The organism is Arthrobacter sp. PvP023 (genome assembly GCF_017832975.1).
Lineage (GTDB): Bacteria > Actinomycetota > Actinomycetes > Actinomycetales > Micrococcaceae > Arthrobacter.
In genome coordinates this window covers 180,343-194,158 of the sequence record NZ_JAFIBI010000001.1, presented here as the reverse complement: position 1 = coordinate 194,158, position 13,816 = coordinate 180,343, and the positions used below count along the sequence as shown (strand labels likewise).

Here is a 13,816-nt window from a genome sequence, read left to right as displayed (position 1 = left end):
CGCCTGGAATGACGGAGTCCCAGCCCTTCTTCGCCGCCGGAAGCGCCTCCGCGCGGATTGCCATGGCGCACCGCGGTTTTTCTCCGGACGGGCTGGAAAATTCGATGTCGGCGTTCCGCGCCGCCGTCGAACTCGGCTACCGGTACCTGGAAATGGATGTTCACACCACCGCCGACGGCGTGCTCCTGGTGTTTCACGACCCCTCGCTAGACCGCGTCACTGACGGGCAGGGCCGCATCGCCCGGCTCCCTGCCGGGATCGTTGCCCGGGCACGGATCGGCGGCGTGGAGCCCATCCCGCTCTTCGAGGAGATGGTCCGGGCCTTCCCCGACGTGCGGCTAAACCTTGATGTCAAGGATTGGAACTCGGTGCCCGGCCTTGCCGCCGCGATTGAGAGGTACGGCGTTCACGACCAGGTACTGATTGCGAGCTTCTCCGACCGCCGGCGCCGGGCCGTCGTCAAACGGTTGAGCCGGCCGGTCGCGGCGTCGGCCGGTATGGTTTCCAACGCCCTGTTCACAATGTTGGGCCCGGTGCTTCCGGCACCGGTCATCCGTCGGCTCCTGCGCGGCGTCCACGCGCTTCAGGTGCCGGTCAGCTACGGCGGCGTCCGGGTGGTGACGCCGGCCTTTGTCCGCCGCGCCCATCGGCACGGTCTCCAGGTCCATGTCTGGACCATCAACGACCCCGAGGAGATGCACCGGCTCCTGGACCTTGGTGTTGACGGCATCGTCACCGACCGGGCAGATCTCCTCAAACAGGTGCTCCAGGACCGGGGGCAGTGGGACTAGCTGTCGCGGCGTGACGCCCGCTGTGCGTCCAGCACTGCTGCAAACTCGTCCGCAGGGACCGGCCGGCCGAAGTAATATCCCTGCGCGCTGACACAGCCAATGCTGGCAAGATGCTGTGCCTGTTCCGCGTTTTCCACGCCTTCCCAGACCGCCTCGAGGCCGCACGCCCGGATCAGCTGGAGGATTGCCGCTATCAGCGCTGGCTGGGCCGGGTCCGTCCCTAGGTCCTTCAGGAGGGAGCGGTCCACTTTGACCTTGTCCACGGGGAGCTTGCGCAGGTAGCTGATGGAGGAGTAGCCCGTGCCGAAGTCGTCGATTTCCAGCCCCACACCCAGCTTCCGCAGGCTGTTCAGGGAGTACCGGTCCAGTTCATTGCCGCTGACGATGGCACCTTCCGTCAGCTCGAGGACCAGCAGTTCCGGGTTGAGCTCCGCCTCGCTGAGGGCATCCCGGACCTCTTCGATGAACTCCAGGCGCTGCAGGTCCGTGGGGGAGATGTTAATGCGCATGGAGAATTCGTCGCCCGCACGGCCCTCTGCCCGCCAGTCCCTCAACTGCCGTACGGCGGCGCGTAGGACCCACCCGCCCAGCTCGGAAATGAGTCCGGCGTCTTCCGCCAGCGGAATGAATTCGTCCGGCATCACCATCCCCCGGGACGGGTGCTTCCAGCGGACCAAGGCTTCCGCGCCTTCGATCCGCCCTGTTGCCAGGTCCACCACGGGCTGGTAAAAAAGCACCAGCTCCGAGCCGGAAATGGCCGTCCGCAGGTCCTCAATGAGCTGGCTGCGCAGCTGGCGGGCGTGCAGCATTGCCGGTTCGAACACCTTGAGCCGGTTGCGGCCCCCGGCCTTGGACGCGTACATGGCCACATCAGCCTCGATGAGCAGCTGTTCCGCGCTCTGGCCGTTTCCACCAATGCACAGCCCCATGCTGGCACCGCACTGGACGGCGTCGTTCTCGAGCTCCACCTGGCCGTCCAGGGAAGCGAGGATGCGGTTGCCGGCGCCCGCGGCGCGGGCCAGGGTGGTGGCGGGCATCAGAACGGCGAATTCGTCTCCGCCCAGGCGGGCCACTGTGTCTGTTTCGCGGACTGAGCCTTTGATGCGCTCCCCGACGGCGGCCAGGACCTGGTCGCCGGCAGCGTGGCCAAGGGTGTCGTTGATGCCCTTGAAAGCGTCAAGGTCCAGCAGGAGGAGTGCCGGCGGCAGGCCGCCCTGCCCTGCCTCCGCCAGTGCGTCGTTAATGGCGCTGACCAGGGCGGCACGGTTCGCCAGGCCCGTGAGCGAGTCTGTGAGTGCCATCTTCTGCATTTCGAGATGCGCCTCGTTGAGCAGCCGGGTGCGCAGTTCCACCCGCTGTTCCAGCTCCTGGTACATAATCTGCAGATCCTCGGCGAGGAGGTTGGTTCCCATGATGACGGCATCCAGTTCGTCCCTGGCGGGGGACACTTCAATCCTGGAGTGCAGCTCTCCTGCGGCGAGGCGGACGATTCCGTCCAGCAGCTTGCCCAGGCGCGGATCGCCGTCAGTGAACATGGGCGTGTTCCTTCAACCACTTGAGTGCATCAATTTCAGAGGTGAAGTAGCTCGCCGGCCCGGACTTGAAGTCACCGCCAAGGATGAAATGGGCCAGGATACGGTCCACGGGAGTCCGGCCCAGCAGCGCCCACGCGGCCACGGTGCTCACGTTGCTGAAGACGGCCCTCGCTGCCCGGCTTACAGACGCAACGTCCGTCACATCCATCAGTACGGCCAACGGGGAGCCCGACGGGGGCGCCTGGAGGCCGGCAGCCAGCAACTGTGCCGAGTGTTCGTCCAAGTGCTCGTCCCGGGGAAGCACGATCCGGACAATCTGCTCCTGCATCAATCCAAGCGGCTTAGACATCAATCCCCCGAACATATGAGAGGAGCCGTTTGGCCTCCCGCACCCCACCGAAACTCCGGTGAGGCCTTCCGACTAAAATACACCGTCCATCCGGGTCCGGAGAGCGTTAGCGTACATCAGCCGCAAACGCGCGGACCTGGGCGCTCCGTTCCGAGGCGGCGGCATTGTCGAACAGCTCGGCGGCATCCGCCAGCCGCTGCAGCGCCTCGTCGCGCTCACCGTTGGCAAGGAGTGATCTTCCCAGCAGGAAAGAGGCTTCTCCGGCCGTTTGGGTGGCCAAAATTCCGGCTTCGGTGCAGAGCGGCCTGAGCATGTTGATGGCGGTGGCCATGTCGCCGGTCAGGAAATTCCAGTGCGCGCGGGCGAAGGACATTTCGAGGAGGTCGCGATCGCTGCCGCCGACGACTTCAGTTGCGAGTTCAGCCCGTTCGATGCAGCGAAGCGTCGCGGGTCCGGTGAGTTCAGCCTCAAGCCGCATCACCGCTGACGCGCGGTTGAACCGGGCCCAGAGGTCCACGTCCTTCGACGGCGAAAGGCTCTCTGCGGCCATGTCGTGGTACCGCCCGCCGTCCGTGACCCTGCCGGTGAGGAACGCGACGTTTCCGATCACCCAATAGGCCTTGCCTGCGGTGTCCTCGTCCACAAGTTCCGTCAGCAGGCCCTCCAGAAGGAGGCACTGATCCCACGCCTCATCCAGTCGGCGGCTCTCGGCCAGGGCGGCGATGAGTGCGCGCTGTGCTTCCACATGGAGGTACACGTACTCGGCGTTGCCAGCCACAAGGTTGGCGGCTGTTGCGGCGGATGACACGGCGTCAGGGAGCCGGCCAAGTCCTTGCTGTGCCACAGCCAGCAACGTGTAGGCCCGGGCGGCCAGCAGGGCGTGATCCGCTGACATTGGGGATTCGGCGAGGGACTTGGCCACGTCCAAGCACTCGGAGATTGAGCCCTCGTCACGGAGGCACTCTGCCTTGAGGTAGATCATGTTCCACCAGCCGGAAAAATCCCCGGACTCCAAAGCCAGGGCGGCGGCGGCCGCGGCCTGCGCTTTCGCAGCGGCATAATCGCGGTTTTTGGCACTTTCGCGGGCCTGCAGCTCGGCAACTACGTAGGGAGTCAAATTCCGGGGATACGGCATTTGCCAATTATCCACCCTGACTGCCCTGGCCGCAGTCCGGTCCCGGCAATTACTTTCGTATTACGTGGCTTTTATGTTGATGATCTGACCGTATAATGACGCTCGTAATGCATGATCGAACCTAATTGATTGAAAGGACCAACGGATGAAGAAGATTGCCGCAACATTCTTGCTCACCGGCGTTCTGGCTGTCGCTGGATTTGCAGCACCCGCCAATGCCGCTCCTAAGTCGGACACAACTGTCAGCAGCTCCAGCAAGACGACGACCACCCAGTCCTCCATCGGTTGGTGGCCCAACTAGTTCGGCAAGAAAGACTGCCCCCGGATTTTATCTCCGGGGGCAGTTTCGTTTAAAGTCCGGCTACCCGTTACGGGCCGGAAACGGGCAGTTGAACAGTGATGGTGGTACCCGCGCCGAGCTCGGAGCTGACCGCCAAAAACCCCCGGTGCGACTTTACGATGTCGTGTGCAATGGCGAGTCCCAGGCCGCTGCCCGGCACGGCAGTGGATGTTGCGTTGGAGGCACGGAAAAACCGGGTAAAAAGATGCGGGATTTCTTCTTCCGGGATTCCTACCCCCGTGTCGCGGACATGAACATTTACGCCCGGCTCACCGTCCGTCATTGCCTCAAAGCGGCAACTGACAACAATCCTGCCTCCGCGTGGCGTGAATTTGATGGCATTTGAAACAAGGTTGGTAAACACCTGCTCCAGCTGGACTTCATCGGCAATTATCGCCGGGTCGCCGTCACACAGCTCCAAGGAGATGGAAACGTCTCCCAGTTCTGCCAGCGGACGCAGCGCAACCGTGACGATCTGCAGGGTGTGCCCCAGACTCACCGGGCCCAGGTGAAGGTTGGCGCCGTCGTAGTCCTGGCGGGAAACAGTGAGCATATCTTCGATCAGGCGGCGGAGCCGCTCGGAGTTCCTGACAATGATGTCCAGCATCCGGGTCACTTCCGCGGGCACCGGACCCCCCACACCGTCCTGGATCATGTCCAGGTAGGCGGAGATGGATGTCAGCGGGGTCCGGAGCTCATGGTTGACAGTGGCCAGGAAGTCGGTCTTCGCCTGGTCAAGCTGCCGCAGCTGCTTGACCACCTGCTGCTGGGCGCTCATCAAATGGCTTTGGATGAGCCCGTAGGCCACGTTGCCGGCAACGTGCTGGATCAGGGAGATTTCGGTGCGTGTCCAGACCCGCGGCTCGTCCAACTGCGCAATCCAGATGACGCCCAGCGATGACTTTCCCTCGCCCACGGGAACGAATGCGGACGCCCACGGGCCCATATCTTCAGACCAGGCCGCCAGGTCCTGGTCCTCAGGGGACCATTCGTGGACATGGTGGTCTTCCACCGCAAGTACTTCGGCCTCCGACCACAGCCGGTCCGCAACGCGGTGCGCGGAGGACTCCTGCAGCCCCAGCCCCTCCGGGACCGGGGCGAGGCCGGGGCGGTGCCACTCGGCGGCTATCCGGGGCACGCGGTCGTCGTCGAACGTGGTGAACAGTACGCGGTCGGCACCGAACGTCTCCCCGAATCCCGTCACCAGGCAATCCGAAATCAGGCGTGGATCGTGAGTGGCGCGGATGGCGGAGGACACCAAGCGAAGCTTTTCGCGCAACCGCTCAGCGCTTTGCCGGGCATCGGAGCGCTGTGCCGCACGGCTGATCAGGACGTCCGCCCGGTGGACCAGCTCGTCCGGCGCGGCCGGCTTTGCGATGTAGTCCGCCATGCCCAGCGTCCGCAGGCTGTCCGCTGCGGATTCGTCTGCGAGGTCGACGAGGAGCAGCAGCGGCGCGTCCACCGGCGCGTCCGCCGGCGGGACCCCAAAGGAATGGTCCGCGACGATGATGCTGGGCATGTGCCGTTCCAGGAGGCCGGTCAGGATTTCGTGGCTAGAGGCCGTGGAGACCTCGAACCCCGCGGCTGCCAGGACCCCGGCCGTGGCGGACCGGCGCCCGCTGTCCGGATCCGCCACGATGGCCGTGCGTGGTACGAGTGATTTCTCCGCCATCTGAATTACCACACTGCCCCCTTCGGTCCCCGGTTGAGTACATTGTAGGGTGACATCAGTGGCACGCATTCCGTGCCGGCGACACCTGGCGGGAGGAAGGGCGGATATGTCTGGAGACAGCGAGGTGGGCACGGAAGCGGAATTGACGCTTGGGACCGACGGATTACTCCGGCTGACGTGGCCGCGGGCTGCCGTGATCACGGCCGGGGACGCGGAGCGCGCCATGCTCAGGGTGAACCAACTCTGCGGCAACGACCGGCATCCCATGCTGGTGGACATGGCCACGACCGCCGACGTGTCCCGCGGCGCCCGCGCAGTTTTCGGCCGTCCGTGCCAGGCGTCCCGGATAGCCCTGCTGGGGTCCTCGCCGGTCGACAGGGTCCTGGCCAATTTCTTCCTGGGCATCAACTCGGTGCCGTGCCCCACCAAGTTCTTCACGTCTGAGCGGGACGCACTGACCTGGCTTGCCCTGACGTGACCCGTGGCGCTTTCTCCGGACGTCACCGCCGGTGCCCTTATATTGGGACCATGCTCGCCGCCCTGAAAAAGTATCTGCTGGTCCCCAAGCTGGTTCGCTTATCCGCAGGCGCACCGCGGGACCATCATGTTGCCTGGGACCGGTTCTGGTCCAATGTCAAAGCCACGGGAGCCACCGGCGACGTGCTCTGGGATTCCGGCAGCGACCACGAAATGCGCGGTTATGTGGACAGGCTGCGACAGCACCTGGACCCCGGGCTGCCGGTTGTGGACATCGGGTGCGGCAACGGCAGCTTCACCCGGCAGCTGGCCGGGCATTTCCCCCATGCTGTGGGGGTCGACGTTTCCGCGCATGCAGTCCGGCGTGCCCGGGCCGAGTCTGCCGGGCTGGCGAACGTTTCCTACGCCGTCGCTGACATGACCGCGTCCGGGGCGGGGAGCGGACTGCTGGAGGAGCTTGCCCTGCCGGGGGCGGGAGGCCCGGCAGGTGGCGGAGCGAATGTTTTCATCCGTGGCGTGCTGCACGTCCTGGGCGAACGTGACCGGATCGCGCTGGCCGAAAATGCCCGCGCCATCACGGGCGCGAACGGCCGCGTCTTCCTGGCCGAAACAGACTTCCGGGGAAACGCCATCGACTACGTCTCGCACCTCGGCGCAACGCTCCGGTCGATTCCTGCGCCGCTTGAAGGCGCCATTCGCGGGCTTCCGATGCCGGGACGATTCGGCCCGAAGGAGCGGAGCCTGGCGTTCCCGGCCAGCCGCTGGGAGCTGATCGAGGAGGGTCCCACGACGATCGAGACGATGCCGTTGTCCAACCCCGCGCGGTCCGACCTCATCCCCGGGTACTTTGCGGTGCTGGAGGCGCGGAACTAAGGGATGATGCTCCCTGATGGCCGGGTACAGCTAATTGTCCAGAGCCCGGTCGGGACGCCTCAGGTGCCAAGTTCCATCATCAGGGCGGGCAGCTCATCGGCAAGTTCCCGCGCCAGGTACCCGAGGCTTCCGAACCTGCTCGCCAGCCTGTCGCCCGCGGCGGCGTGGAGGTGGGTGCCCCAGCACGTTGCCTGGGCGTTCGATGTTCCGCGGGCGCGAAGGCCCGCGATGGCGCCGGCCAGGATGTCCCCGCTGCCGGACGTGCCCAGGCCGCCATAGCCGGTGGTGATTTCCCACAGCTGGACATCCCCGGTTCCGGGGGCGTCCCCCGGGCTCCCGTCCTTGTTCCCGCCCTGGCCCGCGTCCGGCGCCGCGATGACCCCCTGGCAACTCACCACGGCACCGTAACGCCCGGCAATTTCCGCAACGTCCCGGTGCAGGTCCCCGACCTCCCGCCCCAGCAGGATTCCGGCTTCGGTGGTATTCGGGGTCAGGATGAGCCGCCCGGACCACGGTCCGAGCTCGTCAACGAGCCCCGGAAGACACCCCAAAGCGTAGGCGTCGAGGACCACCGCCGGCTTGTTGGCGGGGCCGGAGTTCAGTTTCAGCAGTTCCCTCAGGAGGGACTCCGCTTCGTCCATGTCGTCCAGTCCCGGTCCCGCCAGGACGGCCGCGGCTTTCTCCAGTTCTTCGGCCAGGACCGATACCCCGGAACCTTCGACGGCGCCGTCGTCCGTTTCAGCGAGGCCCACCACCCCCGCTTCCGGCAGGGCCACCGCAACCTGCACCGCAGTGGAACCGGCAACTGCCAGGGTCAGCCGGCCTGCGCCGGCGCGCAGGACCGCCGTGCCCGCCAGAAGCGCCGCGCCGGGAGTCTTCCGGGCTCCGCCGATGACCAGCACGGATCCGCGGTCGTCCTTGCCCGATCCGCCGCCCGGAAGCGGCCAGTCGCGCAGCAGGGTGGGAGTGACCGGCTGCGCCGCCGGCTTGCTATGCGGGGTGGACATTGGCATCTCCCGCATGTTCGGTCACCGGCACGCCTTCGCTGACCAGGTGGTCGGCCATGTTGAAGCTCTCGAGGATCCACGGCCCGGATTCATCCGGCCGCACGAACCGGGTAAGGGAGGCGTTGAGAATGGTGGATGTCGCGGCAATATCGAGGAGTTCCGGTTCGGTGAGCCCTTCCAGGATGTAGCGGAACAGCAGGATCAGGGCGTCATGGCACACGAGCATAATCCGGCCGCCGCCCGGTTGCCGTTCAAGATCGGCAAGCAGGGAGCGGAGCCGAAGCACGACGTCGGCCCAGGACTCGCCGCCGGGCGGCCGGTAGTAGAACTTTCCCAGCCAGCGCCGACGCGCCGCTTCCTCCGGCAGCCGGGCTTCCACGCCCGCGGAGGTCAGCATGTCCAGGATGCCCAGTTCCCTGTCGCGGAGCCGTTCGTCGATGAGGACACCTGCGGGCCAGCCGCCGGTTTTCACGGCAAGCTCGGCCGTCTGCCGGGCGCGGACGTAGGGCGACGACCACACTCCGGCGGGCCGCTGCTCCTCCGGAAAGTCAGCGAACAGCCTGCCCAGGGCCAGGGCCTGGTCTCGTCCGGTAGCGGAAAGCTCCACATCGGCATCCCGGGCCGGAACGTCGATGACGTGGGCTCCGGCCTGTCTGGCCATCGTCGCGGCCACATTCCCTGCGCTCTCGCCGTGGCGCACCAGCACCAGCTCGGTCAGTCCCGTTCCCGCGGGACCTCTTCCTAAAGAATTCCGGTCATCGGATTGCGGCATTGCTACCCCCTTGGTCCGGGCCCGTTTCCCGGGCCGCGTTCGCGCCCTCGTTGGCTGCGTATAGCTCAGGAAGGCCCACGTTACTACTGCCCGTGAGTCCTTGTCGCGGTAATCACGGAAGGCTAGGCTGGCCACCCATCAGCCTGCACGTCTCCGCGATCCCCGGAGGCGGCACCCGACGAACGGACCAAACATGAGCACCTACCACCCGGAGAACGACCCCTCGAATCCGGACCGGCCCGGCAGCGCCGACGCGGCGTCGGGGCGGCCGGACACTGACACGACGGAAGAAAAAGACCGGGCATCCAAGGACCCGGCGGCCACCGCGAACCCCGACCCGCTGGATGGCAACATCACCGGCCTGGAGCCCGGCGGCGGTGTTCCGCCCGGGGAAACGCCACCCGCGGAAGACTCCATGAGCGGGGACCAGGGGCACGGGGAATAGCTGAATCCTGACCGCGGAGGTCTATTCTCGACGGATGAAGGGTGCCGTAACCACAGACGTCGAAGCCGGAGGCCTTCGCGGACGGATGTACGCTTCGCGTGCCACTTCAGGGCTCCGGCCGGGAGCTGCCGCGGAGGCCCCGACCTTTGTCCTCATCCACGGAATTGGCGTCTCCCACCGCTACCTGGTGCGGCTGCACCGGGTCCTGGCCGGGGTGGCGGACACTATTTCGATCGACCTTCCGGGCTTCGGCTCCACACCGCGCCCGGACCGCCAGCTCAGGGTGGCGGACCAGGCAGCCTTTATCCATGATGTGCTGGACCAGGCCGGGGTGGGGCTGCGGGTCCTGGTGGGCCACTCCATGGGGGCGCAGTTCGTCCTGGAAGCAGCCTTGCAGCGGCCGGAACAGGTGCCGCACGTGGTGCTGATGGGACCCGTGGTGGACGTCCGCCGCCGCACGCTGCCCCGCCAGATCATGGCGCTGACCAAGGACGCGCTCCTCCACGAAACCCCCGGTTCGAACGCCTTGGTGTTCAGCGACTACATGCGTTGCGGGCCGCTCTGGTACCTCAAACAGCTGCGGGTCATGATGAACTACCGGACCGAGGAGCGGATCCGCGGGCTGACCATGCCTGTGCTGATCCTTCGCGGAGCTTCCGACCCCATCGCAACCGGCGAGTGGTGCCGCATCCTTGCCCGCCGCGCACCGGCGGGGACGCTGGTGGAGGTGCCCGGCTGCGGTCACGTGGTCCAGCACACCGGCACGGCCCGGGTGGCCGACGCGATCACCGGCTTTACCGGCCTCCCCGGTGCCGGTGCGCCGGAGTAGACCTTGAACGGCCAGTAGGCAGGCCCTTCCCGGCGGCCTTGTAGCGGCGGCTTGGTTACACGGGAGGCAAGCGCTTTCCGATGGATGCTGGCAGGATAGACACATGCGCATTCTCATTGCTCCGGACAAGTTCAAAGGGTCACTCACCGCCGCCGAGGCGGCCAGTGCCATCGCCGAGGGGGCGCTGCGCGTCTACCCGGATGCGGTCGCTACGCAGTTTCCGGTGGCCGACGGCGGGGAAGGCACCCTGGAAGCTGCCGTCGCCGCCGGGTACGAGGAACGCCTGAACGCCGTCGTCGGCCCCATTCTTGCGCCCATCGGCGCCGCCTGGGCGCTGCGAAAGGATGCGTTCGGCGGTGCAACCGCAGTGATTGAGACCGCCCAGGCATCGGGGCTGGCGCACATGGAACCTACGCCCGCGAATGCGCTGCGCGCCCACAGCTACGGCTGCGGCCAGCTGATCGCTGCCGCACTGGACGCCGGAGCCTCCGAAATCGTGCTGGGGGTGGGCGGCTCTGCCATGACCGACGGCGGCAGCGGCGCATTGCGCGCCCTGGGCCTGAAACCGCTGGACGCGGCCGGAAACGTGGTTCCCCTGGGCGGCGGATCCCTCGCGGACGTTGTGGACGTGGATGTGTCCGGCCTGGACCCCCGGCTGGCGTCCGCGAAGTTCCGGATCGCAGTGGATGTCCAGAACCCGCTGTTCGGAAGCGACGGAGCGGCCCACGTCTTCGGCCCGCAGAAGGGGGCCGACGCGGACGCCGTGGAGTTGCTGGACGCCGGGCTCCGTAACTGGGCTTCCGTTCTGCGCCAGGCCACGGGACGCGACGTCAACGTTCCCGGAGCCGGCGCGGCCGGCGGGTTCCCGGCGTCGTTCCTTGCCTTCAGCGGAGCCACCCTCGAAGGCGGCTTCGCCCTGGTGGCGGGCCTGACCGGCCTTGCCGGCCAGCTGGCTGAGGCTGACCTGGTGATCACCGGTGAAGGGTCAATGGACTCGCAGTCGTTGACCGGCAAGGCCCCGATTGCCTTGGCGGATGCAGCACGTGAGCGGGGCATCCCGGTCATTGTGGTGGCCGGCCGCATCCTGGTCACCCCGGAGGACCTTGCGGAGCACGGCGTGGTGGCCGCGGCGCAGCTGCTGGACGTCGCAGCCAGCCCGGAAGACGCCGTCTCCAACGCCGCGAAGTACCTCACCTGGGCCACCAGCCAGGTCCTCGAAGGGGCGTGACGCGGCACCTCAGGATTGCAGCTAGGCCCCGGTCTCGTAGTGCGGTTCCGCCACAGGTTTGGACTCGGGGGAGCCCCGTTCGCGCAGGTAGACGGAAGCCCCGACCAGGACGGCAACGGCCAGGAATTCGCTCTGCCAGTTCTGAAATGACTCAAACCAGAACCGGCTCGTGGCAAGGTAGCCGAGGAGCGTCACGCCCGGCTGTCCATGGCTTTGCTGCTCCTGGCTGTATTCCTCGCTGCCCCCGACGGCATGGAGGGTGAAGGACGCGAGGAACAGCAGCAGGAACATGATCGACAGTGAGTGTTCGTACAACTTGAGCACCACACCTCCGCGGCGCACCGGCCATGGCGTGGCGGCCTTCACCGTTGCATCCCGCGGATCCTGGTCCTGCGGCGCGGTGCGGCCCATCGGCTTGGATTCCGAGGAGCCCTTCTGGAAGAGGAAGACCGTCAGGATGACATACATGCCCATCTGCAGGAATTCCGATTCCCAGTTCTCGAAGGTCGCTTCCAGGAATGCGCCGGTGGCGAGGTAGCCCGCAATTCCCACCGCCGGCTGTCCGTGCGCAAGCTGGTCTTCGCTGTAGTCGCTGGCCCCGCTGACGATCATGCCGCCGAAAAACAGTGCGAACAGTCCGATGTTGGCCAGCATCAGCCCGTGTTCCTTAACCCACTTCTTCATGGCGCCTCCCGGAGAGTTTGATTGAATTCTGGCGCAGGCCCGCCACGGTCATTCCGGCTAGACCTTCGATGCCCGTTTGAGGAGCCAGTTCGGCACGAGAACAAGCAGCAGGACCATGGCGGCGAGCAGCCCTCCGCCCGCGAGGAATCCGGCATCCCGCCCGGCGGTCACATCGAACACGAGTGACGCCGTTCCTGCGCTGAGGAGTGCGACGCCGGCCAGCGCCACTTTTGCTATCCGGTCCGCACTCGAAACGAGCGTCTTCTTGAGCTGCTTGCGGAAGAGCCTGCGGTGCACGCTGACCGGGAGGAGGATGACGGCGGTGGTCAGTGCGGCAAGGATCACGTTGGCCAGGTAGAGCCCCACCTGGTAGTCGTCCAGTGTCTTGAACCGCTCCTGGAAAGGAATGGTCAGGAGGAAACCGGCGAGGATCTGCACCCCTGTCTGCAGTACCCGGAGTTCCTGGATCAGCTCTCCCCAGTTGCGGTCCATCTGTTGATTGACGGATTCGTTCCTGCCGTCGCCAACCACCGCGTCGCGTTCTGACATGGGCTCACCTCCGGGCCTGGCACGCCGCCGCGCGCAACTAACTCTCAACCTAGGCTTGAAGCCTTCGTCAGGCAATACTCCGCCTGCAGGGCAATACTAAGTTTGCTGACTAATTTGTCCAAAACGGTGGACTTGCCTTGTTTGCTGGGATAGTTTCGAAGGGCCGGTCACGGACCGGAACCAGCACGAAACCGAGACGCTAGCGAGGTGGACTATGACGGACAACAAGCAGGACCACCAGCCGCGGGACCCCCGGACGGGTTACCACGAGGGGCCGTTCCCGGAGCAGGTCCAGGAGCAGCCCGGGCTCACTGCGCCCATGGAGCCGCAGCCGGACCACGGCGAGGAAAGCTACGAGGGAAGCAGTGCGCTCACCGGCAAGGCGGCGCTCATCACCGGCGGGGATTCCGGGATCGGCAGGGCCGTGGCCATTGCATTCGCCCGCGAAGGGGCCGACGTCGCCATTTCCTACCTTCCCGAAGAAGAAGCCGATGCCCAGGACACGGCGGCGTGGATCCGCAAGGCCGGGCAACGGGCCCTCCTGCTGCCGGGCGACGGCCGAAGTGAAGAGTTCAGCACCCGGATCGTAGCGGATACCCTGGCGGAGTTCGGCAGGCTGGACGTCGTGGTGTTGAACGCGGCCTACCAAAAGAACCGCGACAGCTTTGAGACGCTTCCCACCGAGGAATTCGACCGCGTCTTCAAGACGAACCTGTATTCCCTGCTCTGGACTGCCAGGGCGGCAGTGCCTCACCTCAAGGCGGGCGCATCCATCATCACCACCGCCTCCATCCAGGCCTTCAATCCGTCGCCGGGCCTCATCGACTACGCCATGACGAAAGGCGCCCAGGTTGCGTTCACCAAGGCCCTGGCCCAGGAGCTTGGCCCCAAGGGCATCCGGGTCAACGCCGTTGCACCCGGTCCCATCTGGACGCCGCTGATTCCCGCCACTGAATGGCCGGAAAAGCTGCCGACGTTCGGCCAGGACACTCCCTTGGGACGGGCTGGACAGCCCGCGGAGCTCGCCGCAGCCTACGTCCTGCTGGCCTCCGACCACGGCTCATATATCTCCGGGGCCGTACTTCCAGTGACCGGCGGCAAGGGCCTCTAGCGTTTGCCACACACTTTCC

At 66.1% G+C, this 13,816-nt stretch carries 16 protein-coding genes; 8 read left to right on the top strand and 8 right to left on the bottom strand.

Annotation, left to right across the window (positions count from 1 at the left end; genetic code table 11):
- The first annotated feature begins 8 nt into the window (after positions 1 to 8).
- Entirely contained in the window at positions 9 to 791 is a 783-nt protein-coding gene (locus JOE31_RS00880; protein WP_209741717.1) for a glycerophosphodiester phosphodiesterase, read from the top strand.
- On the opposite strand, the gene JOE31_RS00875 is transcribed toward JOE31_RS00880, so the two are convergent.
- From JOE31_RS00875 to JOE31_RS00865, 3 genes are all read right to left on the bottom strand, one after another.
- Complete coding sequence (locus JOE31_RS00875) at positions 788 to 2,326, bottom strand: bifunctional diguanylate cyclase/phosphodiesterase (RefSeq protein WP_209741716.1); 1,539 nt, start codon at positions 2,324 to 2,326, stop codon at positions 788 to 790. The genes JOE31_RS00880 and JOE31_RS00875 overlap by 4 nt on opposite strands.
- The gene (locus JOE31_RS00870; RefSeq protein ID WP_209741715.1) at positions 2,316 to 2,654 is read right to left on the bottom strand and encodes an STAS/SEC14 domain-containing protein; all 339 of its coding nucleotides are present in this window, start codon (positions 2,652 to 2,654) and stop codon (positions 2,316 to 2,318) included. The genes JOE31_RS00875 and JOE31_RS00870 overlap by 11 nt, the downstream gene beginning before the upstream one ends.
- Positions 2,655 to 2,781: 127 nt before the next feature.
- The gene (locus JOE31_RS00865) at positions 2,782 to 3,792 is read right to left on the bottom strand and encodes a hypothetical protein (protein WP_245198873.1); all 1,011 of its coding nucleotides are present in this window, start codon (positions 3,790 to 3,792) and stop codon (positions 2,782 to 2,784) included.
- Positions 3,793 to 3,955: 163 nt separating this feature from the next.
- Between JOE31_RS00865 and JOE31_RS00860 the strand changes: the two genes are divergently transcribed.
- The gene (locus JOE31_RS00860) at positions 3,956 to 4,111 is read left to right on the top strand and encodes a hypothetical protein (RefSeq protein WP_209741713.1); all 156 of its coding nucleotides are present in this window, start codon (positions 3,956 to 3,958) and stop codon (positions 4,109 to 4,111) included.
- 67 nt (positions 4,112 to 4,178) lie between these two features.
- Here the strand turns inward: JOE31_RS00860 and JOE31_RS00855 are convergent, their stop codons facing one another.
- Positions 4,179 to 5,822: an ATP-binding protein gene (locus tag JOE31_RS00855; RefSeq protein ID WP_245198872.1), complete on the bottom strand. Its 1,644-nt coding sequence runs from the start codon at positions 5,820 to 5,822 to the stop codon at positions 4,179 to 4,181.
- A gap of 106 nt (positions 5,823 to 5,928) precedes the next feature.
- Between JOE31_RS00855 and JOE31_RS00850 the strand changes: the two genes are divergently transcribed.
- Positions 5,929 to 6,300: an STAS/SEC14 domain-containing protein gene (locus tag JOE31_RS00850; protein WP_209741711.1), complete on the top strand. Its 372-nt coding sequence runs from the start codon at positions 5,929 to 5,931 to the stop codon at positions 6,298 to 6,300.
- A 50-nt stretch (positions 6,301 to 6,350) separates the two neighbouring features.
- The gene (locus tag JOE31_RS00845) at positions 6,351 to 7,172 is read left to right on the top strand and encodes a methyltransferase domain-containing protein (protein ID WP_209741710.1); all 822 of its coding nucleotides are present in this window, start codon (positions 6,351 to 6,353) and stop codon (positions 7,170 to 7,172) included.
- Positions 7,173 to 7,231: 59 nt separating this feature from the next.
- On the opposite strand, the gene JOE31_RS00840 is transcribed toward JOE31_RS00845, so the two are convergent.
- Both JOE31_RS00840 and JOE31_RS00835 read right to left on the bottom strand, forming a co-directional pair.
- On the bottom strand, positions 7,232 to 8,179 hold the full coding sequence (locus JOE31_RS00840; RefSeq protein WP_209741709.1) for an ADP/ATP-dependent (S)-NAD(P)H-hydrate dehydratase: 948 nt from the start codon (positions 8,177 to 8,179) through the stop codon (positions 7,232 to 7,234).
- Complete coding sequence (locus JOE31_RS00835) at positions 8,163 to 8,951, bottom strand: histidine phosphatase family protein (protein ID WP_209741708.1); 789 nt, start codon at positions 8,949 to 8,951, stop codon at positions 8,163 to 8,165. The genes JOE31_RS00840 and JOE31_RS00835 overlap by 17 nt, the downstream gene beginning before the upstream one ends.
- Positions 8,952 to 9,144: 193 nt before the next feature.
- On the opposite strand from JOE31_RS00835, the gene JOE31_RS00830 reads away from it, so the two are divergent.
- From JOE31_RS00830 to JOE31_RS00820, 3 genes are all read left to right on the top strand, one after another.
- Positions 9,145 to 9,396: a DUF6480 family protein gene (locus JOE31_RS00830; protein WP_209741707.1), complete on the top strand. Its 252-nt coding sequence runs from the start codon at positions 9,145 to 9,147 to the stop codon at positions 9,394 to 9,396.
- Positions 9,397 to 9,430: 34 nt separating this feature from the next.
- A complete protein-coding gene (locus JOE31_RS00825; RefSeq protein ID WP_209741706.1) occupies positions 9,431 to 10,225 on the top strand; it encodes an alpha/beta fold hydrolase in 795 nt (264 codons plus the stop codon).
- Positions 10,226 to 10,328: 103 nt separating this feature from the next.
- Positions 10,329 to 11,453: a glycerate kinase gene (locus JOE31_RS00820; RefSeq protein ID WP_209741705.1), complete on the top strand. Its 1,125-nt coding sequence runs from the start codon at positions 10,329 to 10,331 to the stop codon at positions 11,451 to 11,453.
- 21 nt (positions 11,454 to 11,474) lie between these two features.
- Here the strand turns inward: JOE31_RS00820 and JOE31_RS00815 are convergent, their stop codons facing one another.
- Positions 11,475 to 12,137 carry a DUF6766 family protein gene (locus tag JOE31_RS00815; protein ID WP_209741704.1) on the bottom strand — a complete coding sequence of 221 codons (663 nt, stop codon included), beginning with the start codon at positions 12,135 to 12,137 and terminating at the stop codon, positions 11,475 to 11,477.
- 57 nt (positions 12,138 to 12,194) lie between these two features.
- The gene (locus JOE31_RS00810; protein ID WP_209741703.1) at positions 12,195 to 12,686 is read right to left on the bottom strand and encodes a DUF6328 family protein; all 492 of its coding nucleotides are present in this window, start codon (positions 12,684 to 12,686) and stop codon (positions 12,195 to 12,197) included.
- 214 nt (positions 12,687 to 12,900) lie between these two features.
- On the opposite strand from JOE31_RS00810, the gene JOE31_RS00805 reads away from it, so the two are divergent.
- A complete protein-coding gene (locus JOE31_RS00805; RefSeq protein WP_209741702.1) occupies positions 12,901 to 13,797 on the top strand; it encodes an SDR family oxidoreductase in 897 nt (298 codons plus the stop codon).
- Positions 13,798 to 13,816 lie beyond the last annotated feature (19 nt).

Coding starts and splice junctions, on each gene's coding strand:
- JOE31_RS00880 (WP_209741717.1), top strand. CDS start 9: ATGACGGAGTCCCAGCCCTTCTTCGCCGCCGGAAGCGCCTCCGCGCGG.
- JOE31_RS00875 (WP_209741716.1), bottom strand. CDS start 2,326: ATGTTCACTGACGGCGATCCGCGCCTGGGCAAGCTGCTGGACGGAATC.
- JOE31_RS00870 (WP_209741715.1), bottom strand. CDS start 2,654: ATGCAGGAGCAGATTGTCCGGATCGTGCTTCCCCGGGACGAGCACTTG.
- JOE31_RS00860 (WP_209741713.1), top strand. CDS start 3,956: ATGAAGAAGATTGCCGCAACATTCTTGCTCACCGGCGTTCTGGCTGTC.
- JOE31_RS00855 (WP_245198872.1), bottom strand. CDS start 5,822: ATGGCGGAGAAATCACTCGTACCACGCACGGCCATCGTGGCGGATCCG.
- JOE31_RS00850 (WP_209741711.1), top strand. CDS start 5,929: ATGTCTGGAGACAGCGAGGTGGGCACGGAAGCGGAATTGACGCTTGGG.
- JOE31_RS00845 (WP_209741710.1), top strand. CDS start 6,351: ATGCTCGCCGCCCTGAAAAAGTATCTGCTGGTCCCCAAGCTGGTTCGC.
- JOE31_RS00840 (WP_209741709.1), bottom strand. CDS start 8,179: ATGTCCACCCCGCATAGCAAGCCGGCGGCGCAGCCGGTCACTCCCACC.
- JOE31_RS00835 (WP_209741708.1), bottom strand. CDS start 8,951: ATGCCGCAATCCGATGACCGGAATTCTTTAGGAAGAGGTCCCGCGGGA.
- JOE31_RS00830 (WP_209741707.1), top strand. CDS start 9,145: ATGAGCACCTACCACCCGGAGAACGACCCCTCGAATCCGGACCGGCCC.
- JOE31_RS00825 (WP_209741706.1), top strand. CDS start 9,431: ATGAAGGGTGCCGTAACCACAGACGTCGAAGCCGGAGGCCTTCGCGGA.
- JOE31_RS00820 (WP_209741705.1), top strand. CDS start 10,329: ATGCGCATTCTCATTGCTCCGGACAAGTTCAAAGGGTCACTCACCGCC.
- JOE31_RS00815 (WP_209741704.1), bottom strand. CDS start 12,137: ATGAAGAAGTGGGTTAAGGAACACGGGCTGATGCTGGCCAACATCGGA.
- JOE31_RS00810 (WP_209741703.1), bottom strand. CDS start 12,686: ATGTCAGAACGCGACGCGGTGGTTGGCGACGGCAGGAACGAATCCGTC.
- JOE31_RS00805 (WP_209741702.1), top strand. CDS start 12,901: ATGACGGACAACAAGCAGGACCACCAGCCGCGGGACCCCCGGACGGGT.